This is a genomic window from Stenotrophomonas maltophilia group sp. msm4 (assembly GCF_032025605.1).
GTDB lineage: Bacteria > Pseudomonadota > Gammaproteobacteria > Xanthomonadales > Xanthomonadaceae > Stenotrophomonas > Stenotrophomonas sepilia.
In genome coordinates, this window is record NZ_JAVSKK010000001.1 from 1,517,686 (window position 1) to 1,537,615 (window position 19,930).

Annotated in this window: 20 protein-coding genes; 4 read left to right on the forward strand and 16 right to left on the reverse strand. The window is 66.1% G+C overall.

Features of this window, described 5'->3' with window-relative positions:
• Positions 1–79: 79 nt before the first annotated feature.
• Both ROV93_RS07190 and ROV93_RS07195 read right to left on the reverse strand, forming a co-directional pair.
• Entirely contained in the window at positions 80–463 is a 384-nt protein-coding gene (locus tag ROV93_RS07190) for a nuclear transport factor 2 family protein (RefSeq protein WP_072168127.1), read from the reverse strand.
• A 53-nt stretch (positions 464–516) separates the two neighbouring features.
• The gene (locus tag ROV93_RS07195) at positions 517–1,092 is read right to left on the reverse strand and encodes a TetR/AcrR family transcriptional regulator (RefSeq protein ID WP_072168128.1); all 576 of its coding nucleotides are present in this window, start codon (positions 1,090–1,092) and stop codon (positions 517–519) included.
• A gap of 69 nt (positions 1,093–1,161) precedes the next feature.
• On the opposite strand from ROV93_RS07195, the gene ROV93_RS07200 reads away from it, so the two are divergent.
• Positions 1,162–1,707 carry a thioesterase family protein gene (locus tag ROV93_RS07200; protein WP_053497299.1) on the forward strand — a complete coding sequence of 182 codons (546 nt, stop codon included), beginning with the start codon at positions 1,162–1,164 and terminating at the stop codon, positions 1,705–1,707.
• Positions 1,708–1,710: 3 nt separating this feature from the next.
• On the opposite strand, the gene ROV93_RS07205 is transcribed toward ROV93_RS07200, so the two are convergent.
• The 3 genes from ROV93_RS07205 to ROV93_RS07215 all read right to left on the reverse strand — a co-directional run bounded on the left by ROV93_RS07205 (position 1,711) and on the right by ROV93_RS07215 (position 4,327).
• Positions 1,711–2,433 carry a hypothetical protein gene (locus tag ROV93_RS07205; protein WP_312539043.1) on the reverse strand — a complete coding sequence of 241 codons (723 nt, stop codon included), beginning with the start codon at positions 2,431–2,433 and terminating at the stop codon, positions 1,711–1,713.
• A gap of 96 nt (positions 2,434–2,529) precedes the next feature.
• Positions 2,530–3,312 (reverse strand): SGNH/GDSL hydrolase family protein, encoded by a 783-nt coding sequence (locus ROV93_RS07210; RefSeq protein ID WP_180890647.1) that lies wholly within the window; start codon positions 3,310–3,312, stop codon positions 2,530–2,532.
• A gap of 49 nt (positions 3,313–3,361) precedes the next feature.
• The gene (locus ROV93_RS07215; RefSeq protein ID WP_072168130.1) at positions 3,362–4,327 is read right to left on the reverse strand and encodes a DUF2268 domain-containing putative Zn-dependent protease; all 966 of its coding nucleotides are present in this window, start codon (positions 4,325–4,327) and stop codon (positions 3,362–3,364) included.
• A gap of 138 nt (positions 4,328–4,465) precedes the next feature.
• On the opposite strand from ROV93_RS07215, the gene ROV93_RS07220 reads away from it, so the two are divergent.
• A complete protein-coding gene (locus ROV93_RS07220) occupies positions 4,466–5,449 on the forward strand; it encodes a hypothetical protein (protein WP_072168181.1) in 984 nt (327 codons plus the stop codon).
• A 13-nt stretch (positions 5,450–5,462) separates the two neighbouring features.
• On the opposite strand, the gene ROV93_RS07225 is transcribed toward ROV93_RS07220, so the two are convergent.
• The 6 genes from ROV93_RS07225 to ROV93_RS07250 form a co-directional block, all read right to left on the reverse strand.
• Positions 5,463–5,783, reverse strand: a complete 321-nt coding sequence (locus tag ROV93_RS07225) for a hypothetical protein (protein WP_072168131.1) — start codon at positions 5,781–5,783, stop codon at positions 5,463–5,465.
• A gap of 70 nt (positions 5,784–5,853) precedes the next feature.
• A complete protein-coding gene (locus tag ROV93_RS07230; RefSeq protein ID WP_080376942.1) occupies positions 5,854–6,225 on the reverse strand; it encodes an FtsX-like permease family protein in 372 nt (123 codons plus the stop codon).
• A gap of 3 nt (positions 6,226–6,228) precedes the next feature.
• A complete protein-coding gene (locus ROV93_RS07235) occupies positions 6,229–6,441 on the reverse strand; it encodes a hypothetical protein (RefSeq protein ID WP_072168133.1) in 213 nt (70 codons plus the stop codon).
• 35 nt (positions 6,442–6,476) lie between these two features.
• A complete protein-coding gene (locus ROV93_RS07240) occupies positions 6,477–8,294 on the reverse strand; it encodes a M3 family metallopeptidase (protein ID WP_258012581.1) in 1,818 nt (605 codons plus the stop codon).
• Positions 8,295–8,474: 180 nt separating this feature from the next.
• Positions 8,475–10,937 (reverse strand): prolyl oligopeptidase family serine peptidase, encoded by a 2,463-nt coding sequence (locus ROV93_RS07245; protein WP_072168135.1) that lies wholly within the window; start codon positions 10,935–10,937, stop codon positions 8,475–8,477.
• A gap of 168 nt (positions 10,938–11,105) precedes the next feature.
• Positions 11,106–11,435, reverse strand: a complete 330-nt coding sequence (locus tag ROV93_RS07250) for a hypothetical protein (RefSeq protein WP_061480047.1) — start codon at positions 11,433–11,435, stop codon at positions 11,106–11,108.
• A 239-nt stretch (positions 11,436–11,674) separates the two neighbouring features.
• Between ROV93_RS07250 and ROV93_RS07255 the strand changes: the two genes are divergently transcribed.
• Positions 11,675–12,451 (forward strand): HipA family kinase, encoded by a 777-nt coding sequence (locus ROV93_RS07255; protein ID WP_072168136.1) that lies wholly within the window; start codon positions 11,675–11,677, stop codon positions 12,449–12,451.
• Positions 12,429–12,836 carry a DUF3037 domain-containing protein gene (locus ROV93_RS07260; RefSeq protein ID WP_061480045.1) on the forward strand — a complete coding sequence of 136 codons (408 nt, stop codon included), beginning with the start codon at positions 12,429–12,431 and terminating at the stop codon, positions 12,834–12,836. The genes ROV93_RS07255 and ROV93_RS07260 overlap by 23 nt, the downstream gene beginning before the upstream one ends.
• A 294-nt stretch (positions 12,837–13,130) precedes the next feature.
• On the opposite strand, the gene ROV93_RS07265 is transcribed toward ROV93_RS07260, so the two are convergent.
• The 5 genes from ROV93_RS07265 to gyrA all read right to left on the reverse strand — a co-directional run bounded on the left by ROV93_RS07265 (position 13,131) and on the right by gyrA (position 19,750).
• Positions 13,131–13,415 (reverse strand): hypothetical protein, encoded by a 285-nt coding sequence (locus tag ROV93_RS07265; protein WP_072168137.1) that lies wholly within the window; start codon positions 13,413–13,415, stop codon positions 13,131–13,133.
• Positions 13,416–13,462: 47 nt separating this feature from the next.
• The gene (locus ROV93_RS07270; RefSeq protein WP_072168138.1) at positions 13,463–13,963 is read right to left on the reverse strand and encodes a hypothetical protein; all 501 of its coding nucleotides are present in this window, start codon (positions 13,961–13,963) and stop codon (positions 13,463–13,465) included.
• Between the two features lie 52 nt (positions 13,964–14,015).
• Positions 14,016–14,336 (reverse strand): lysozyme inhibitor LprI family protein, encoded by a 321-nt coding sequence (locus ROV93_RS07275; protein ID WP_072168139.1) that lies wholly within the window; start codon positions 14,334–14,336, stop codon positions 14,016–14,018.
• Positions 14,337–14,376: 40 nt separating this feature from the next.
• Complete coding sequence (locus ROV93_RS07280) at positions 14,377–16,905, reverse strand: membrane-bound PQQ-dependent dehydrogenase, glucose/quinate/shikimate family (RefSeq protein WP_072168140.1); 2,529 nt, start codon at positions 16,903–16,905, stop codon at positions 14,377–14,379.
• A 130-nt stretch (positions 16,906–17,035) separates the two neighbouring features.
• Positions 17,036–19,750, reverse strand: coding sequence for a DNA gyrase subunit A (gene gyrA, locus ROV93_RS07285; protein ID WP_180890648.1), 2,715 nt, complete (start codon positions 19,748–19,750; stop codon positions 17,036–17,038).
• Between the last annotated feature and the right edge of the window lie 180 nt (positions 19,751–19,930).

A 19,930-nucleotide genomic window follows, 5' to 3' on the forward strand; every position in this document is an offset into this window, starting at 1 on the left:
GGGCACGCGTAGGCGGTGTTGGGCGGATTCTACCGCGGGCAGCTCCGCTGTCCAGACGGCGGTTCCAAGCGGCCGTTCCTCAGCTGCGATCAACGATCCGTTCGATGCGGTCACCCGCGAACACGAACTCGCTCTGGCCCTGCAGTTCCAGCTCAGTGCCCGCACGCGGTCCATCGGGAACATCCTGTGCGAACACGCCGCGCCAGCCAATCGTCGCCGTCGCCCGATCACCATCGAACACCAGCGCCAGCAAGCGCTGTTCGCGCTCCAGGAACAGGCGCGCAGACTGGCGTGCCAGTTCGCCAAAGGCATCGACGCCTTCGGTGACCATCGTCAGCTGGCCGCCGCTGTGGTTCTCGAAGCGTACGTTGTGCGCCAGCACCGCCAGCATGGCGTCGATATCGAAGCGGTTGTAGGCCTGCAGGTAGTGCTCGATCAACTGACGATGGTGCAATTCGTCCATGGCGGCATCCAGTCGTGGGCTGCTGGCGAGTCTGGCCTGTCGGCACCGGCCGATCAAGGCCGCGTGGCCGCCTTCAGCAGCTGCGCGGCCACCTGGTCGAACGGGGCGATGTCCTGCAGCGCACGGCACATCGCCACCGCCCCCTCCACGCTGGCGATCACCAGGCTGGCCAGCTCAGCCGCTGCTGGCGGGGCGTGTCCTTCGGCGACGAATGCCGAGGCGAGGTGGCCGTGCCAGCGTGCGAACACCTCGGCCGCCGCCGCGCGGGGTTGGCTGGGCGTGGCCTCCACCGGCTCCTCCACGGCAGCGGCCAGCACCGGGCAGCCGGCGCGGAAATCGGAGCGCAGCAGACGCTCGCGCCACATCGCCAGGAACTGCTGCAGGCCCTGCACCGCCCCATCCTTCAGCAGCTCCATCAGCAGCACCTCCACCTTGTCGCCGGCCATGTGGGTAGCGCGCGCCAGCAGCTCCTGCTTGCCGCCGGGAAAGTGATGGTAGGTGGAGCCCAATGGCGCCTCGGCCAGCTTGGTCACTTCGCGGATGCTGGTGGCATTGAGGCCCACCCGCGCCAGCATCTGCGCCGCGGCATCGATCACGCGCTGTGGGGCATCGGACGGTCGCGGGCTCACGGCGGTCTCCTTGCTAAGACAGTCGTCATAGATTAGCGTACCGGCGATTCTATAACAGTCGTCATAGCCATGAATCTCTGGTTCCGCCTGCTCCACCTGCTGCTGTGCAGCCTGTTCCGGCCGAAGCTGGAGGCCCCGTTCGGGGTCTCGCGGCTGCAGTTCCGGGTGCTGCCCAACGACCTGGACAGCAACCTGCACATGACCAACGGCCGCTACTGGAACATCTTCGACCTGGGCCGGCTGGACCTGATCCTGCGCATGGGTCTGGGCCGGGTGGCGCTGCGCGAGAAATGGGCGCCGATCGTCGGCGCCGGCACCATCCAGTTCCGCCGCGAATTGAAGCCGTTCCAGCGCTTCACCCTGGAAACACGACTGGTGGGTTGGGTCGGCTCGCGCGGCATCATGGAGCAGCGCGTGCTGATCGGTGCCGAGCAGAAGATCGCCACGCGCGCGTTGCTGGTCACCGGCATCTACGACCGCCGCGCGCGCCAGTTCCTGGGCATGCCGAAGATGATGGAAGCGATCGGTGTGGTTGCCCCGCCCTCGCCGCCGCTCGGTGCGGCCGCCGAAGCGTTGCTGGCGGCCGATGCAGCGTTGAAGCAGGACGATGCCTGAGCTTCAGGGGGCGGCCAGCGGCACCGCGTGCAGTTTGCGCGATACGACCTGGGTGCGCCCTCCCACATGCAGCACGTACTCGAAGGACTGCCGCATGCGGCTGTACGCGCCACCCTCCGGCACGCCGTAGTTGGCGCCCACGCTGAGGGTATGCCGGCCTGGCGGCAACGGCTTGAGCATCACCCAGTAGCCGTCGGCGGCGGCCAGCCGTGAGTCTGCGTCATCGTCATCCATGCGGAAGCAGCCTTCACTGCGCACCCGATGCATGCGCATGTCGCCCAGGGGTTGGCCATCCAGCAGCACTACTGCACTGATCAGATAATCGTTGTTGACCGCCGCCCCCGCCTGCAGCTCCTTGCAGGACACAGACTCATCCACCTGGTAGTGCGCCATGTTGATGATCGGCAGCAACAGGTACTTGCCCGCCGGCACCACGCATTCGCGATGTGGCCGGAAACGGCCATTGGTGCCGGCCAGGTTCCAGACCGGGCCTTCCTGGCCCACATCGCATACACGGCCATCCGGGTCGAGATAGGGCGCGCCGCCCTGGGCGTCGGCCCAGCGCCACCAGCGGGCGGTCCATTCGGCCAGTGAAACTCCGGCCACCGGCTCACTCGTCAGCGGCGAAGGCGCCGCCGTGTCTGCACTGAACGCCGGTACGGCCGCCAGCAGCAGTGCCATCGTTGCGCCGCTGCGGCGCAGCCATCCCTGGATTCCCTTCCGCATCACCCACCCCATCGTCCCTGGCGGCCACGCTGCGTGGCCAGCTCCAGGGCCATTTTACCTCGACGGGCTGGACGCTGTGCATTGCGGGTGCTGTGCCTAGTCCGGCGCCATTGCGCGCCTGATTGCAGCCTCCGCCAGCGGCGCCATCACCGCATAGCCCTTCGCCGTGGGATGCACGCCATCCTCGGCCAGCTGCGGATCCAGCCCTCCGGCGGCATTGGTCATCGGCGTGTAGTAGTCCAGATAGACCAGCTGCTTCGCATCGGCATAGCGCTTCAATGCCGCGTTCAATGCGCGCACCTTGGGAGCAGGTGCCGTGCCCGGCAACCACGGGTAATCGCTGACCGGCAGCACCGATGCCAGTACCACGGCGATGCCATGTGCGCGTGCCAGGTCCACCATCGCGTGCAGGTTGTCTTCAATCATCGCCTGCGTGGACGGGCCGGTGTTGCCGGCAATGTCGTTGGTGCCGGCCAGGATCACCACCACCTGTGGCTTCAGGGCCAGCACGTCCTGCGGGAACCGCACCAGCATCTGCGCCGTGGTCTGGCCACTGATGCCGCGGTTGAGCCAGCCCTTGCCGGGAAAGAACGATGCGCTGCCTTCCCTGCCCCAGCCTTCGGTGATGGAATCACCGTAGAACACCACGCGTGGTTGCCCCGGTACAGCGGCAGGCAGTCGCGCGTTGGCGTCGCGATAACGCTGCAGTTGCGGCCAATCGGCCAGGCGCTGCTGCATGAAGCGCACTTCGTCCGCGCGCAGGCTTTCGACAGGCTCCAGCAGCAAAGGGTTGATCGCGGGCATCTCGGCCGCCACCCCGTGGGCGCTCAGCGCGATACCGATGGCAACTGCGGCCAGGCCGCCGGACAAGGAACGCATGGGGTCTCTCCCTTGAATGTCCGGGCCAGTCTAGCGCGCGGCCCCGCGCTTACCGCGCCGCCGACCGCGCGGCCACGCCGGTCACCTTGGCCGGCATCCACATGCCGGGCGTCCAGCCGCTGGCAGCCAGGATTGCCTTCGGGTTGTCTTGCTGGATCAGCGCACGCACCGCATCGCGCTTGTCCTTGGCCTGCAGGTAATAGGCCTTGGCGATGCGGTAGCCCACCCAGTACCCGAGGTCATAGGGCTCCTGCGAACCGGGCTTGTAGTTGTACAGCCACGGCGACAGATCGGTACTGTCCACATCCAGCGCAAAGGCGCTTTCAATGTGGACCTCGCGGCCGCGCGTCCACGCCGCATGGCGACTGTTGCCGACGTTGCCGGAAATCAATTCGGCGATGAATTCGGCGATGCCTTCGCCCAGCGAAACACGCAGCACCGTCGCATGCGGGTCGCCGGGCTCGAAATCGGTCAGGCCGGTCTGCTGGATGTGCACGTACTCGTGCGCGATCACGTGCACGAAACGGTCCTGCACGTTGGGATTCATGAAATCGGCTGCACACAGCGCTTCCAGGCCGATGATCACCCCACTCTTCGAGGTCAACCCGACCGGCCGACCACGGCCGACCGCGAGGGTCACCGGAGGAAACGCGGCCTGCGGATAGATCGCCTGCAGGTTGCCGAACACCTGCACCAGGCGCTGCTTCACCGCCGGCAGCTCCGCCAGGCAGCTGCGGCCCTGCGCATACGCCCCGGGCTGGCTGGCAATGGCTTCGGCCATGCGTTCGGGCGTGACCCGGCGCGCCTTCGCCAGTTCACCCAGGCCCGGACTGCCTTCGGCCAGGTAACCGGCCAGCTGGGCGACACTGGGCTTGCCGCCGGTGCTGTCGTAGAGCGCGTAGAAGCGGCTGGCATCGGTGGTGAGGATCTGCGGCCCCGGCGGGGTACCCGCCGATGCCACGCCGACCACCCCGGCACAGGCAAGGGCAAGCAGGCAACGCAGGAAACTGGACATCGCTCCGTCCTTGGTGGAGTGCATGCGAAGCGCGCAATCTATCACTCCGCCCCGGCCACCGCAGCGGGCACATGCAGGCCCTTCGGGGCTGTGCCAGACTCACTCAGGCACCTGCCATGGATGATGGAGCACCGCACGATGATGATCGTTCCCGCGTACTGGGCCGAAGCCCGCCTGCAGGCCCGTTTCCGTGGCCGGCCGGTGGTCGTGCGCCGCTTCGGCTGGTCCGATGAGGGACCTGCCGAGGCCCAGGCCCACGCCGACCGCCGCGCCAACGAAGCCCTCAATGCCATCCTCGCCGGGCAGGTGCTGCCGCGTCGCGAAGTGCGCAGCAACTATGGCGTGGAGGGTGTGCCAATCCGCGAGCAGATCGTGCAGCGCGACGGCGATGTCATCATCACCCGCAACAGCTATGGCGCATTGTGTCTCAACAGCCCCGACATGCTGTTTGCCGACATCGATCATGCGCAGCCACCGGCCGGATGCGTGATACCGGCCATCGTCGCTGCGATCGTGCTGCTTGCCGGCGCCATCATCGGCACCCTGCTCTGGCACTGGCTGGTGGGCCTGGTACTGGGCGTGGCGGCAGTGCTGCTGGTCAACGCGGCACTGCTGATGCGGCGGAAGCAGCGCCTGGCCGCCGCCGGCGGTGCTGAAGGGCTTGCGCTGAAACGCGTGGACGCCTTCAGCGAACAGCATCCCGATTGGCACCTGCGTGCCTACCGCACACCCGCCGGGCTGCGCGTGCTGGCGATGCATGCCACGTTCTCACCGGAGGACGAGCAGCTCCAGGCATTCTTCAAGGCACTGGGCACCGACACCCTGTACGCGCGCATGTGCCGGCTGCAGCATTGTTTCCGTGCGCGACTGACACCGAAGCCATGGCGCGTCGGCCTGAAGTACCGCATCCGGCCGCCTGTGGCCGCGTGGTCAGCCGAACAGGCCAACAATCCGGATCGACTGGCCTGGATTGCCGAGTACGAAAAGAAGAGTGCCGGCTTTGCCGCGTGCACCTACCTGCGCAGCTTCGGCGACACCTCCCGGGTGCATGCCAAGGCCGAGCATGTGCGCGAGCTGCACGATCGGCTGTCGCACGCTCAGGACCGGTTACCGCTGGCCTGAACGCAGTGAGCGCTCAGTCCACGCCCTGCACGAACGGCTGCCCTGCCAGGGTAACGCCCAGCCGCACCGCGATCTGCTGACCTTCCTTTTCGAAGGTCGTGGCGCATTGCTTGGCGCCCTTCTGGCATCCAACTTCCGGAAAGCCCTCGAGTGACTCAGGCGCGCGCTGGACCGGACTCGCCTGCCACCCTGCCGCATCCATGAGGCGCTTGGCCTTGGCATAAGGCATGCCGGCGACAATGCCCAGCTGCGCCAGTTCGGAGGGGAGTGATTGGCCATGCAGGCTCGGCGTCATCACCAGCGCCAACACTGCGACAACACGTTTGGACTTCATAGGTGAAACCCGTGGCAGACAGCAACAGGCCTGCAGCGTATCGCAGCTTCCGCACGCCATGGCACCCGCATCACATATGGTTACGCAATCGCAACGGCCAATGACACGAGGTCACCCTCCGGATCCATCCGGTACTGTTGAGAACCGCCACGGGCGCCTCGCGCGCCGCCCGCCGCGCCGGTACCCAGGCAGCCAGCTGCCCCAGGGTGAACACCAGCCCGACGCCCAGCACCAGGTACCCGGGATCGATGCGAGGTACCTCGTAGTAGCGCGAAACCCAGACATTCAACGCCAATGCCAGCACACTGCCAGCGAGCGCGCCGACGAAGGTCAGCATCAGATTCTCGATCATGAAGTAGCTGGTCACATCGCGCCTGCGGGCACCCAGTGCACGTCGTATGCCGATCTGCGGATAGCGCTTGCGGACCCAGAAGCTGGCCAGCCCCTACACGCCCGTGCCGGTCACGATCAACAGCGAGATGCCGGCGCACAGGAAGATGATCGCCATAGTCTGGTCACGCCGGAAGTATTCCGCACGCAGTTTGCTGAAGCGCTGGACCCGGGGCAGCATCCGGTTCGCTTCGCGCGCGGCCAGCGCATTGCAGGCCGAGTCGAGGACCGCGGAAAGCGCGTCCGGCTCGCTGCGCACCGCGTACATCACCCGGGTGCCGGCTGCAGCAGGCTGTCGCCTGTTCAGCGACTGCGCTGGCGCTCGATTTCCGCGTGCAGTCCCTGCAGCTGCGCCAGGTACTGCTGGAAAACGTCCAGATCCTCCTCGACCAGGCGTGACCAGTCGGGCTTCACATTCAGCAACTGCTCGACCTGCCGCTGCGGCGGGCGATCAAACCCCTCGCCCAGGACGGCCAGGTAGCGTTCCCTGAATCCCTCCGGATCCTGCCGGTCCTGTGCGAAGAGCTGCACCGCAATCAGTCCTGCATACAGGTAATTGGCCAGGTAAAGCGGATCCTCATACATCAGCCGCTTGGATATCCAGGTGCTGCGCAGCTCGGGATACTGCTCCGATGCGCCCCCGTACCTGCCCAGCACCTTCATCGTCAGCGTATCAAGCGCGTCTGCGTTGCCAACCTCATCGGCGGCCACCTCCTGATAGATGGACTGTTCCAGATCGGCCTCTTCAGACGATACGAACAGCTGCAGGATGATGTCATCGAGCAACGACTTCAGGTAATACGCCTTGGCACGTGGATCACTGGCCTGCCGGTAGAGCTGATCGCGGAACTTCAGTTCGTTGTAGATGGCGAAGGCCTCGGTCAACCACTTGTTGCCGTTGCGCTGGAATGATGATGCGCCGCCGCGCTGCATCCACTGGCCATGCATGGCATGGCCGGCTTCGTGAGCGATCTGGACATCCCCCTCCAGATCGCCCTGGCGATGGCCAACGAACAGCAACGAAGGCACACCGGGGGCGCTGATCGAAAACGCATCCATCGCGCGCCGCCCTGCCGATCCGCCCAGATCCATTTGTCCGCCCGCAGGATCGAGCAGCCCGCGCAGCCCTGTCACGTAATCCGGCCCCAGCACCTGCATTGATGCCGCCGCCGCATCACACAACTGCGCCAGGTCAAGCGGCGGAGGAATATAGCCCGCATCAGGCAGGTCCATGTCCCAGATCTGTGGAGACGCCTGGCCCATGCGCTCAAGATGGGTCAACTGCATCTGCTGGTAGTACCGCCGCAGCAGCGCGTGGCGCGCTACCGCCGCCAGTGTCGCGTCGACGGCGGCCTGATCCAGGCCCATGTGCCGGTAGCTGCGGTCAGGCGCAGTTCCATCGCCCTGCAGTTCCGACGCATGCTCGTTGAGGCGGACCAGGCCCAGCAGCACCGTTGCCATTTCGCTGCGCCGCGACGCCGTTCCCTGCCAGTAGGCACGCCATGCCGCTTCGCGCAGTGAACGGTCCGGCAGGCGGGAAAGGGCTCGCGCGTCGGTGCGGCTGTCGAGCGTGCGGCCTTCATGTTCGAAACGCGCAAAGGGGGCCGACTGCAGCAGCTGCCGGTGCAGACGGCCGAAGCTGTCCAGCGCCGGATCAGCCAACGTGTCGACCGCATCCACCAGCGCTGCATTGGCCGGCTGCACATCCTCCCGCAACGCCCGTTCACGCAGGTCGGCATGCGGCGCGATCCAGGCAGCGTGCGCGGGCGCATCACGCAATGCCTGCTTGGCAATCGCCGCGATGCGTCCACATGTGCTGGCGACTTCGCCCTGGGTGTTGGCCAGCCGGGCATCGTCGGCATTGCGCGCTGCCTGAAGATGCAGGTAGCCATGGTGCCGGAGGCACTCGCCATACAGCTGTTCGGCCCGCTGGAACCTCACGTCTGGCGGCGCATGAAGTGCCTTGAGGGCATGGGTCCTCCGCTCGAGGTTCTGCCACGCCTCACGTTCCTGGGAGGCGCTGCCAAAGTAGCTGCGGTCATCTGCCCGCAAAGCCTGCGCTTTCACTCCGTGTGTCATCCCGGCCAACAGCGTCGCGATGACAAAAGTGATGGCGCGCATCCCATTGCGATGCATCGCTGTCTCCTGGTTTGTTTCCACTCCCAGCTTAGCAGCCCGGGTGGACCCGGATGCCGCATGGCAGGTGGCTTCCCGATTCCCGATTGCGCATCCGGATCCAGGCCGTCTACCCACTCACATCCCGATACAGCAAGGCCGCCTTGAGGCGGCCTTCCCGTTCCATTACTTGGCGTTCTTCACGTAGGTATCGAACCAGTTCAGCATTTCCGACACCAGCTGCTCGTTCGACTCCAGCGCGGTATACCAGTGCGGTTCATTCGGCAGCATCACCAAGCGGGTGGTACCACCGTTGCCACGGATCGCCTGGTAGAGCTTGCGCGACTGGAACGGCTCGGTGCCCGGGTTGGCGTCGTCCTCGCCGTGGACCAGCAGCAGCGGCAGCTTGATCTTGTCGGCATAGAAGAACGGAGAGGCCTTCAGGTACACGTCCTGCGCCTGCCACACCGAGCGACGCTCGTTCTGGAAGCCGAACGGGGTAAAGGTCTTGTTGTACGAACCACTGGTCGCCACGCCAGCCTTGAACAGGTTGGTATGGGCGATCAGGTTGGCGGTCATCAGGCCGCCATGGCTGTGGCCGGTCACGCCGATGCGGTTGCGATCGACCACGCCCATGTCCACCGCCTTGTCCACCGCTGCCTTGGCGTCGGCTTCCAGCTGTTCCAGGTAGGTGTCGTAGGCGTTCTTCGGGTCACCCACGATCGGGAACGAGGCGTTGTCGATGATCGCGTAGCCGGCCAGCAGCATCAGGCGGTACGGCTGCAGGCGGGTGAAGGTCTGCTGCGAACCGGACACCTGCCCCGCCTGCGCGGCGTTGGCGAAGTCGGCCGGGTAGGCGTACAGGATCGCCGGCACGCGCTGGCCTTCCTTGTAGCCCGGCGGCGTGTACAGGGTGAACGACAGGTCCACGCCATCGGCACGCTTGTAGGTCACCAGCTGCTTCTTGATCTGGCGCACTTCCGGAGTCGGGTCGACCAGCTTGGTCAGCGCGGTCGCGGTGGACGCGAACTGCGCCTCGCCGGTCTTCGCCTCGGCCACCGCCTCACCCTGCTGACGGATGAAGGCGTTCGGCGGATCGATCACCGACTGGTGCCAGGTCAGGTAGCGCCCAGGCGTATTGCTGAAACCAAGGAACTGCTCGTAGGCATCAGCGCTGCTGCGGAACAGGCGTTCGCTCTTCAGCGTGCGCAGGTCGAGGCGATCGAGGAACGGACGGTCGCCCTGCGGCGAGGCACCACGGCCGCTGAGGAAAACATGGTTGCCCTCACGGCGCACGACCTGCGCACCATTCGGCAGGCGGGTGAAGACCAGGTTGCCGGGGTTGCCGTACAGCTCATCGCTGGACATGTCCCACAGCAGGCGGCCTTCCTTCTTCGGCTGATCCACATCGACGATGCGGGTCTGCATCCAGTGGCGGTTCTCGTCGTTCTCGTACTGGAACGCCACGGCCGGATCGGCAGTCCACGCGAAGCCTTCGAAGCGCTGTGCGGTGCGGGCGATCTCGACCGGCTTGCCGTTGAACGGCGCCTTCAGCATCAGCACCCGGTCGCGATGCGGCACGTTGACCTTCCAGTCGCCCTTGTCCAGCGCTTCGGCATAGACCAGGGTGGCCGGATCGGTGGCACGCCAGTCGAAACCACGCGGGCCTTCCGGTACGCCGTGCACCGGCACGCGGTCGGCCAGCGGCAGGCTGGCGATCGGCGTGGACTTGCCGCTGGCGATATCCAGCACGGCCACGTCGTTGGCGAAGCGCTGGTAGGTCACCGCATGCGAGTACGGCGCCTTGATCGATTCGGTCAGCACGTGCACGCCATCGGGCGCGGCGCTGACTTCGTTGAACAGCGCCGGCTGCCCGACCGGACGCACGCTGTTGGCGGCAGTATCAACCACGGCCAGCTGCGAGGCGCCGTAATAAGCGAACAGCTTCTCGTCATGCACGCTGGTCAGCGTATCGCGGGCTTCGTAGGTGCTGCTCTCGCCACTGCTGCCCAGCGACTCCTGTGCATCCGGGCCGGTCGGTACGCCACCGTTGGACGGTGCTGGGCCCTGGTTGGCCGGCACCAGCTTCACCAGCAGGTTCTGGCTGCCGCCCAGCCACTGCACGGTGTAGCCGAAAATCGGGTTCAGCTGAACGTTCGGCACCTGCTTCACCTGGCCGGTAGCGGCATCGCCCACCCACAGCTGCACGCTGGTATCGACCGCGTTCTGGAACGCAAAGTGGCTGCCATCGGCCGACCACAGCGCGCCGGTGGCACAGCCCTGCGGCAGGTTGACCTTGGTCTGCTGGCCACTGCCGATGTCGACCAGGGTGAAGTCGGCCACGCAGGCCGGGATGCCATAGCCACCGGGGGTGTCATGGCGGCTGCGGTTCTTCGGTTCCAGGCGCACGCCAGCCAGCTTCAGGTACGGCTGGGCGACACGGCTGATCGACGGGTAGGTCTGCGCAGTGGTCAGCAGCAGGCGCTGGCCACCCGGGGCCACGTTCGGCGCCGGCGGCGGCGGTGCCTTCAACACCTTGAGCAGGTGCTCCGGCGGCTTCGCGTAGTCTGCAAGCGCCGGGCCAGCGGCCAGCAGGCCGAGGGTGGCAACGGCAACGGCCGCCGCCAGAGAGGTTCGACGGATGAGCATCCTTATCCCCTGGGTGTGAATGGGTACCCGGAATCGGGCAAGGTCCCGAATCTAGCACCGCAGGGGTTGTCGTGAATGGGCCGGAAGGGCTAGTGGCCGGATGGGGCAAAGTGGAACACGCCCGGAGAGGCCGGCAATGGACCGGCATCTGCCAGGCGTGGTCTGTCGTCACTGCTGGGCGTGCAGGTCCCAGGCAGTCAGGTAATCGGGGTCGACCACGATCATGCCACTGTTCCGCATGCGGTACTCGCCGGGCTCGGCGGGCAGGTACTGGTCGAGCATCGGCGGCAGATAGCGCTCATGGCCGTCATTCTCGTCCGCCAGCACCACGCCTTCGTCGGCGCTGATGCGCAGCACCGTACCGGCGTATTGTTCCAGCCCCTGCACCTGGCCGTCACCGCCATAGCGGGTGACGCCCACCAGCACCACCTTGCCGATCATTTCCTCGACCTTGGCATCGTCCAAGGGCGGCAGCATGGGAGTGAATTCATCGCTCATCGGTGCACCTCCGTAGCCTGCTGGACATCGTGGATGAGGTTTCCGCTTCGCAGTGCGCGTCGCTGGCAGCCGAGCAGGTGCCCAGCCCGAAGCCTCGGCATCGAGAGTGCCAGTGCGCCCATGAACCCAAGGGTTCCTGGAGCACGATGCTGCCATCGCAGGCGGAAGGGACAGGTGAAGGCCGAAATCGGTCCTCGCCGATCAGAGGGTTGTACCTGCACCCACGCTAGAATGCGCCCATGCGCACCGTACATGCCCTCCGCTACATCACCCCGTTACGGGAAGGCGGCTCCCTGCCCGCCGTGGTCGAGACCGACGACGACGGCATGGCCGTGCTGAAGTTCCGCGGCGCCGGCCAAGGCCCGAAGGCGTTGATCGCCGAGCTGATTGCCGGTGAGATGGCACGCACGCTGGGCCTGCCGATTCCGGAAATCCTGTTCGTCGAGCTGGATCGCGAGTTCGCCCGAACCGAGCCCGACCCGGAGATCCAGGAGCTGATCCGCGCCAGCGAGGGCCTGAACCTGGGCCTGGACTACCTGCCGGGTGCGATCAATTACGATCCGGCGGCGATGCCGGTGGACGCCGACCTTGCCTCGCGCATCGTCTGGTTCGATGCGTTCACCAGCAATGTCGATCGCACCACCCGCAACCCCAACCTGATGGTGTGGCACCGCAAGCTGTACCTGATCGACCACGGCGCGGCGATGTACTTCCACCACGACTGGGCCAATGCCGGCGATGCCTGCGAAAAGCCGTTCGTGCTGATCCGCGACCATGTGCTGCTGTCGTTCGCCAGCCGCATCGCCGAGGTGGATACCGAACTGGCCGCGCGCCTGAGCGATGCCGAGATCGAGCGCATCGTCGGCCTGGTGCCGGACAGCTGGCTGGTCAACGAGCCGGCATTCGACAGTCCGCAGGCCTATCGCCAAGGCTACATCGACTATCTCAAGCACCGCCTGAAAGTGCGTGCGGTGTTCGTGCAGGAGGCCGTCCGTGCCCACGCTGCACACGTATGACTATGCGGTCATCCGCGTGGTACCGCGGGTGGAACGCGAGGAGTTCATCAACGTCGGAGTGATCGTCTCCTGCCCCGGCGCGCGCCATCTGGAAGCGGCCATCGAGATCGATCCGGCACGCCTGCACGCGTTCGCTCCAGCGCTTGATCAGGATGCGTTGCAACCGTGGTTGGATGCGATCGTGGCCATCTGCCGTGGCGACGCCAGCGCCGGACCGATCGCACAGCTGCCCGCGCGCGCCCGCTTTCATTTCCTCACCGCCAAGCGCAGCTCGGTTGTGCAGATGTCGAGCACGCATGTCGGCCGCACTGCGGACCCGGCGGGTGTGGTGGAACACTTGATGACGAAGATGGTGCGGGTACCGGCACCAACCGAGCAACATTGATTGGGTAGAGTCGACCGCTGGTCGACTGCCGTTCGCGGGAAGCAGGCGCACCGTCTTCGTGGCCGTACCGGTGCTCCCTACCCTCGCCCTGCACCACGAAACCAAGCCATACCAGCCCTTGTGGTTCTGCGCCGTGGTGGCCCGCTGCAGCAATGCAGGTGAGACCAGCGCTCCGCTTTGCAGGCCTGGGCGAGCTTCATCTTGTCCGGCGTTTCAGCGCCCACGATCTGGAACCGCTTCACCTGCCGCAGATTGGCCAGGTCCATGACGGTCGTCCCCCCAGCTGCATCCACGCTAGGGACGCTGCCGCAACACCTCGACCGTGACGGCGAACGCCTCGATGCGATGCCATTCGCTCCGCTCCTGCGGCAGCGATTCCACGCCCATGCCGATCTGGTACCGCACCGCTTCCTCGGGCGCGGAGAAATCACGCGATTCGTGCTGCGCTGTGGCCAGCACATAGGCAATCTGCCGATGGACGGTAATGCCGTTGTCGATGCAGGTACGCACGATCATCTCGACCGACTGGTCCCGGGTCAGGCCGAAGCCCACCCCACCTTTTCCATAGCCTTCGCTCATCCTTCAGCTCTCCAGTTCCGGAACGCATCCGTTCGTCGGGGAAAGACCTACTTCAGCAGGTCCGATTCGGTAGGGGCCTCGCCCCTGCAGGTGTCATAGCGGCGCTGCAGCAGCGTGCGCGGCCCGGTTCCGCGCAGCTGGATGACCTTGTCCTCGTGCGCGCACGGGCTGACCTTCGCGCGCAGCACGAACCGCCCATTGTCGATACGGTCGATGTCGCGCCCGCCGATGGCCGCTTCCAATGCCTTGGCACGCACATAGCGGTTGACCTTGGCGTCGAACAGGTAGAACGCATGCACCGGAACGTTGTAGACACCGTTGTTGTCCTGCCACACCTGCAGGTCCGGCACGCCATCGCCATTGAAATCCGAAACGGTCAGCAGCACGGCCACCGCACCCTGGGCATCGGCGCCAGCGCGGGTCAGGCGCGGCTGCACGTCCGTGACCGCCACGTTGCGCCCGCCACGGGTCACGCCCATGCTCCTCACCCGGCAGGTCGTCACGTTGTCGGCGCCGCCGCAGTCGGCCACCTGGAAGACCACCTGCAATGCAGGCGTGATCCTGCCCTCGCCGGGCCGCAGGACGATCCTGCCCTGTTTGTCAGGCGCGGCACATGTGCGTGCGGCACTGCTGTGAATCCAGCTGGGCAACGGCCGTGCCGCCTTCCGGGCAACGACTGTCGCGCTGGCGCAGCCATTGCCGCTGCAGATCGCGCAGCACCTGCTGATCACTGACGGTCAGCGTGGAGCGCGCCGCACTGTAGGCGGCGTTGAGCGCATCGTCGCGCACCTTGAATTCAGCGTCGACACAACGACGACGGGCCTCCAGTGCGGTGCCCGCGGCCCCCATGCAGAGCGCATACGCAGGGCTCAGAAAGCGTGCATCGCCGGCAATCAGTTCGGCACCACTGGGCAGCGACATCGGTCACGGCCCCCGTCGCCCATGTTCAGGCCGGCAACCGCTATTTCGGCAGCGCGAACGCCATCACGTAATCGCCGTTCGGGGTTTCCATGAAATGGTGGCCGCCGGCCATGATCACCACGAACTGGCGTCCGTCCTGTTCATACACCATCGGCGTAGCCTGCCCGCCCGCGGGCAGCTTGGCATGCCAAAGCTCCTTGCCGGTCTTCAGGTCGATGGCGCGCAGCAGGTCATCGGTGGCGGCGGCGATGAAGATCAGCCCGCTGGCGGTCACCACCGAACCGCCGTTGTTCGGCGTGCCGATCTCGATCGGCAGGCCGGAACGGATGCCGAACGGCCCATTGCCGCGCGCACTGCCAAACGGACGATCCCACAACAGCTTGCCGGTGCGCAGGTCGATGGCGCGGATGCCGCCGTAGGGAGGCTGCTTGCACAGCAGACCCGTGAACGGCAGCCGCCAGCCAGCGTTGACCTGGATGCCATACGGCGTTCCCACCTGCGGATCGCCGGCGCCCTCGCCACCGCCCCTGTCGGCACGGATCTTTTCGCGCGGCAGCCAGCCCAGGCGGTCGGCTTCGGCACGTGGCACCAGCCGGTTGTAGTTGGGCATGTCGTTGTAGTTGGCCACGATCACGCCGCGGCGCGTGTCGATGGACACACTGCCCCAATCCGAACCGCCGTTGTAGCCGGGGTATTCGATGGAATGGCGATCACTGCTCGGCGGCGTGTAGAAGCCTTCGTAATAGGCCTTGCGGAACTGGATGCGGCAGATCAGCTGGTCGATCGGGGTGATGCCCCACATGTCGCGCTCGGTCAGATCATGCTCGCGGCGCAGCGTGTGGTACAGCGAGAACAGCTGGGTGGGTGAACGCTGTTCCGGTTCGACACCGCCGACCGGCACCTTGCGCTCTTCGGCAGCGGTCAGCAGCTGGCCGTTGCGGCGGTCGAGAATGTAGATGTCACCCTGCTTGGTCGGCAGCAGGATCGCCGGCACCTTGCCTGCCGCCGTCGGGTAGTCGATCAGGCTGGCCTGCGAACCGAGGTCGTAGTCCCACACATCCTTGCGCACGGCCTGGAAATGCCAGGCCGGCTTGCCAGTGGCCACATCGATCGCCACCAGCGACGTCGCATAGCGGTTCTGGTTTTCCGTACGCGAGCCACTCCAGTAGTCGCCCGCAGAATTGCCCAGCGGCAGATAGACCAGCCCCAGCGCCTCATCACCGGTCGCGGTGGTCCACATGTTCGGCGTGCCGCGCGTGTAGGTCTGCCCATGCGGCGGCAGGCCGCTGCGCTCGGGCTGGTCCATGTCCCACGCCCAGCGCAGCTTGCCGGTGATCGCGTCGTACGCCTGGATCACGCCCGATGGCGCGTCGCGGCGCTGACCATCCAGCACCTGGTGGCCGGTGACGATCACGCCGCGCACGATGGCCGGGGGCGAGGTGATCGACACGTAGCCGGGTGGCACCTCACCCATCCCGAGGGTGATGTCGACCTGGCCGTTGTTGCCGAAATTCGCGCAGGGACGGCCGCTATCTGCATCCACTGCAATGATGCGCCCGTCCAGCGTGCCTTCGATGATGCGCGCCCAGCACGCCGGACGACTGCCCGGTGCAGCGCTGCGGCTCACGCTGGGCGGCGGTTCGGGCAACGCCAGATCGGCCGCGGCATCGGCCAGGGTGGCATCGGCCAGGATCGGCGTTGCCGGTTGCTCGTAGTAGCTCACACCACGGCAGGCGGCGGTGTACGGGATCGAGGCGTCCTTCACCTTCGGATCGAAGCGCCACACTTCCTTGCCACTGGCGGCGTCGAGCGCGATCAGGCGGTTACGGGCAGTGCACAGGTACAGGCGGTCGCCGATCTTCAGCGGCGTGGTTTCCGCACCCCAGCGCTTCTTCGGCATATCGCCGGTGCGGAACTGCCAGGCGGGCTGCAGCGTGGCCACGTTGGCCGGGGTGATCTGCTGCAGTGGCGAATAGCGGGTGCCTGCATTGCTGCGCCCCCACGCCGGCCAGTCTCCCTCGGCAGGCTGGTCGGCCGGTTGCAGGCCGGTGGTATCCCGCGTGGGTTCCAGTCCGGCGCTGGCCGCGCCTTCCGGGAACGGCTGGTGCCCGTCCACTTCACCATGCGGTGCGAACGCCAACCCGAAGGCAGCGACGAACACCAGCATCAGGACGCCCGCCACGCTGCGCGACAGGCGCTTTGAAACCGGTTCGCGAAGGGTCGGCGCGAGCAGCGCCAGCACGATGCCGAGCGTGGTCACCAGGCCCAGCCGCGGCACCCAGCGCCAGTAGTCGCTTCCCGATTCCCACCAGGTCCACAGCAGCGTGCCGACGAACACCAGCGCGTACAGCAGCGCGCCGCTGCGGCGATTGCCGAACAACAACAGGCCACTGGCCAGAAGGCCGGCCCCGGCGATGGCGTAGTACGCCGACCCGCCCAGGCTGAGCAGCCACGCGCCGAGCCCGCCGATGACCAGGCCGAGTACGACCAGCAGTAGCGACAGCACGGTAACGAGAGGGTGCCGTGAGGCGCGGACGGGAGCAGGAACGGACTGCGGCGTGGCGGACATCGTCGATCTCCGGGGGCAGCATGCGCCGTTATCCCACCGCCTGTGTGAAGCGCGCGCGTATGCGTGGCATCCGGATACGACGACGCCGGCACAGGGCCGGCGTCGTCGGGTACCCAGGCTCGCGGCAGGATCACTCCTGCGCGGCGTCCTCGCTGCTGGCCGCAGCCGGTGCGCCGTCGGTCGTGGCCGGGGCGGCGGCAGCCACCTCGTCCTCGTCCTCGTCGATCGAGGCATCCATGCGCTCCACCGCCTGCAGCTTCTCGTCCTTGGACAGGCGGATCAGGGTCACGCCCTGGGTGTTGCGGCCGACGCGGCTGATTTCCGAGCCACGCGTACGCACCAGCGTACCGCCGTCGGAGATCAGCAGGACTTCGTCGCGGGAGCCCATCAGCACTGCGGCGACCAGCTTGCCGTTGCGCTCGGTGGTCTGGATGCCGATCACGCCCTGCGTGCCACGGCCCTTGCGCGGGTAGTCGGGCAGCGGGGTGCGCTTGCCGTAGCCGTTCTCGGTGGCGGTGAGGATGTACTGCACGCTGGCATCGTCGGCAATATCGATCACCGCATCGCCATTGGCGGTGGCTTCCTCGACACCGTTGTCGTCCTCGTTCTCGTCCTCGATGCCACCGGCACTTTCGGCCACGATCAGGCTGACCACTTCCTCGCCGGCCGGCATCCTGATGCCACGCACGCCGGTGGCGGTACGGCCCATCGAGCGGACTTTGTCCTCGCCGAAGCGCACGGTCTTGCCGTTGGAGGCGAACAGCAGGATGTCGCGCTGGCCATCGGTCAGGCCGACGCCGACCAGGGCATCGCCCTCATCGAGGTTGATCGCGATCTTGCCGCGGGCCAGGCGGAAGGCGAACTCGCCCAGGGGGGTCTTCTTGACCGTACCGTTCTTCGTGGCGAAGAACACGAACTGGCCATCGGCGTACTCGCGCACCGGCAGCACGGCCTGCACGCGTTCGCCGGGTTCCAGCGGAATCCAGTTGATGATCGGACGGCCGCGGGCGTTGGAACCCGCTTCCGGCAGCTGGTAGACCGGCAGCCAGAACACCTTGCCCGAACTGGTGAACGTCAGCAGCGTATCGTGCGTGTTGACCAGCCACAGCTGTTCGATGAAATCCTCTTCCTTGGTCGCCGCTGCACTGCGGCCACGGCCACCGCGACGCTGTGCGCGGTACACGCTGACCGGCTGGCGCTTCACGTAGCCGGCATGCGACACGGTGACCACCACGTCTTCCGGTGCGATCAGGTCGAGGATGTCCAGGTCTTCTTCGCTGTGGCGGATTTCGGTGCGACGTTCGTCGCCGAACTCGGCCTTGACGTTGACCAGCTCCTCGCGGATCACCTGCAGCAGGCGGTCGGGATCTTCCAGGATGTGGATCAGCCCGGCGATCACTTCCAGCAGCTGCTTGTACTCGTCGGTCAGGCGGTCCTGCTCCAGCCCGGTCAGGCGGTGCAGGCGCATTTCCAGGATCTGGGTGGCCTGGATCTCGGTCAGCTGGTAGCCGCCCTCGATCAGGCCCACGCCCTTGGGCAGGTCTTCCGGGCGCGAGGCTTCGGCACCGGCGGCACCCAGCATCGCACCGACCAGGCCCGGCTCCCACACGCGCGCCAGCATGCGCTCGCGTGCTTCGTTCGGGTTCGGCGAGGTCTTGATCAGTTCGATCATCTCGTCGATGTTGGCCAGCGCGACGGTCAGGCCTTCCAGCACGTGGGCACGGGCGCGCGCCTTGCGCAGCTCGAACACGGTGCGGCGGGTGACCACTTCGCGACGGTGGCGGACGAACGCCTCCAGCATCTGCTTCAGATTCATCAACTGCGGGCGGCCGTCGACCAGCGCCACCATGTTGATGCCGAACACCGATTCCATCTGCGTCTGCTGGTACAGGTTGTTCAGCACAACCTCGGCAGATTCGCCGCGCTTGATCTCGATGTAGATGCGCATGCCGTCCTTGTCGGACTCATCGCGCAGCTCGCTGATGCCTTCGATCTTCTTTTCCTTGACCAGCTCGGCGATCTTTTCGATCAGACGCGCCTTGTTCACCTGGTAAGGAATTTCAGTGACGATGATCGATTCGCGGCCATTGTCGGCCACTTCGATATCGGCCTTGGCACGGATGCGCACGCGGCCACGGCCGGTGCGGTAGCCGGCGACGATGCCGGCGGTGCCGTTGATGATGCCGGCAGTCGGGAAATCCGGGCCCGGGATGTACTCCATCAGGCCGTCGACGTCGATCTCCGGGTTGTCGATCAGCGCAATGCAGGCGTTGATCGATTCGCTCAGGTTGTGCGGCGGGATGTTGGTCGCCATGCCCACCGCGATACCGGCCGAGCCGTTGACCAGCAGGTTCGGGAACCGGGTCGGCATGACCGTCGGCTCCAGTTCCTTTTCGTCGTAGTTGGGCTGGAAATCGACGGTTTCCTTGTCGATATCGGCCATCAGCTCATGCGCCAGGCGCGACATGCGCGCCTCGGTGTATCGCATCGCCGCGGCGGAGTCGCCGTCGATCGAACCAAAGTTACCCTGGCCGTCGACCAGCATGTAGCGCAGCGAGAACGGCTGTGCCAGGCGCACCAGCGTGTCGTACACCGACTGATCGCCATGCGGGTGGTACTTACCGATGACGTCACCGACGATACGCGCCGACTTGAAGTAGGGCTTGTTGCTGTGCGCGTTGAGTTCATTCATCGCGTACAGCACGCGACGATGCACCGGCTTGAGGCCGTCGCGCGCATCCGGCAGCGCGCGGCCCACGATCACGCTCATGGCGTAATCGAGGTAGCTCTTGCGCATCTCGTCTTCCAGGTTGACCTGGATGATTTCCTTGGCGGTTTCTGCCATTCGGGTTCCGTTGTCTGGTAGCGGTCCAGTCCGGCGCAGCCCTCTGCGGGAGGGGGTCGCGCCGGAACCTCGATTCAACCTGTGGATACTACCACAACGGGCTGGTTTCCGCCTGCCTTTACGGGGATTTTACCGGCACAAATCAGGAACTTAGGGTTGCCGGCCAGCGGCCGGCACTAC

Bases quoted from the DNA above. Each gene is read 5' to 3' on its own strand.
- ROV93_RS07190 (WP_072168127.1), bottom strand. From the start codon at position 463: ATGGACGAATTGCACCATCGTCAGTTGATCGAGCACTACCTGCAGGCC.
- ROV93_RS07200 (WP_053497299.1), top strand. From the start codon at position 1,162: ATGAATCTCTGGTTCCGCCTGCTCCACCTGCTGCTGTGCAGCCTGTTC.
- ROV93_RS07205 (WP_312539043.1), bottom strand. From the start codon at position 2,433: ATGCGGAAGGGAATCCAGGGATGGCTGCGCCGCAGCGGCGCAACGATG.
- ROV93_RS07210 (WP_180890647.1), bottom strand. From the start codon at position 3,312: ATGCGTTCCTTGTCCGGCGGCCTGGCCGCAGTTGCCATCGGTATCGCG.
- ROV93_RS07215 (WP_072168130.1), bottom strand. From the start codon at position 4,327: ATGTCCAGTTTCCTGCGTTGCCTGCTTGCCCTTGCCTGTGCCGGGGTG.
- ROV93_RS07220 (WP_072168181.1), top strand. From the start codon at position 4,466: ATGATGATCGTTCCCGCGTACTGGGCCGAAGCCCGCCTGCAGGCCCGT.
- ROV93_RS07225 (WP_072168131.1), bottom strand. From the start codon at position 5,783: ATGAAGTCCAAACGTGTTGTCGCAGTGTTGGCGCTGGTGATGACGCCG.
- ROV93_RS07235 (WP_072168133.1), bottom strand. From the start codon at position 6,441: ATGTACGCGGTGCGCAGCGAGCCGGACGCGCTTTCCGCGGTCCTCGAC.
- ROV93_RS07240 (WP_258012581.1), bottom strand. From the start codon at position 8,294: ATGCGCGCCATCACTTTTGTCATCGCGACGCTGTTGGCCGGGATGACA.
- ROV93_RS07245 (WP_072168135.1), bottom strand. From the start codon at position 10,937: ATGCTCATCCGTCGAACCTCTCTGGCGGCGGCCGTTGCCGTTGCCACC.
- ROV93_RS07250 (WP_061480047.1), bottom strand. From the start codon at position 11,435: ATGAGCGATGAATTCACTCCCATGCTGCCGCCCTTGGACGATGCCAAG.
- ROV93_RS07255 (WP_072168136.1), top strand. From the start codon at position 11,675: ATGCGCACCGTACATGCCCTCCGCTACATCACCCCGTTACGGGAAGGC.
- ROV93_RS07265 (WP_072168137.1), bottom strand. From the start codon at position 13,415: ATGAGCGAAGGCTATGGAAAAGGTGGGGTGGGCTTCGGCCTGACCCGG.
- ROV93_RS07275 (WP_072168139.1), bottom strand. From the start codon at position 14,336: ATGTCGCTGCCCAGTGGTGCCGAACTGATTGCCGGCGATGCACGCTTT.
- ROV93_RS07280 (WP_072168140.1), bottom strand. From the start codon at position 16,905: ATGTCCGCCACGCCGCAGTCCGTTCCTGCTCCCGTCCGCGCCTCACGG.
- gyrA (WP_180890648.1), bottom strand. From the start codon at position 19,750: ATGGCAGAAACCGCCAAGGAAATCATCCAGGTCAACCTGGAAGACGAG.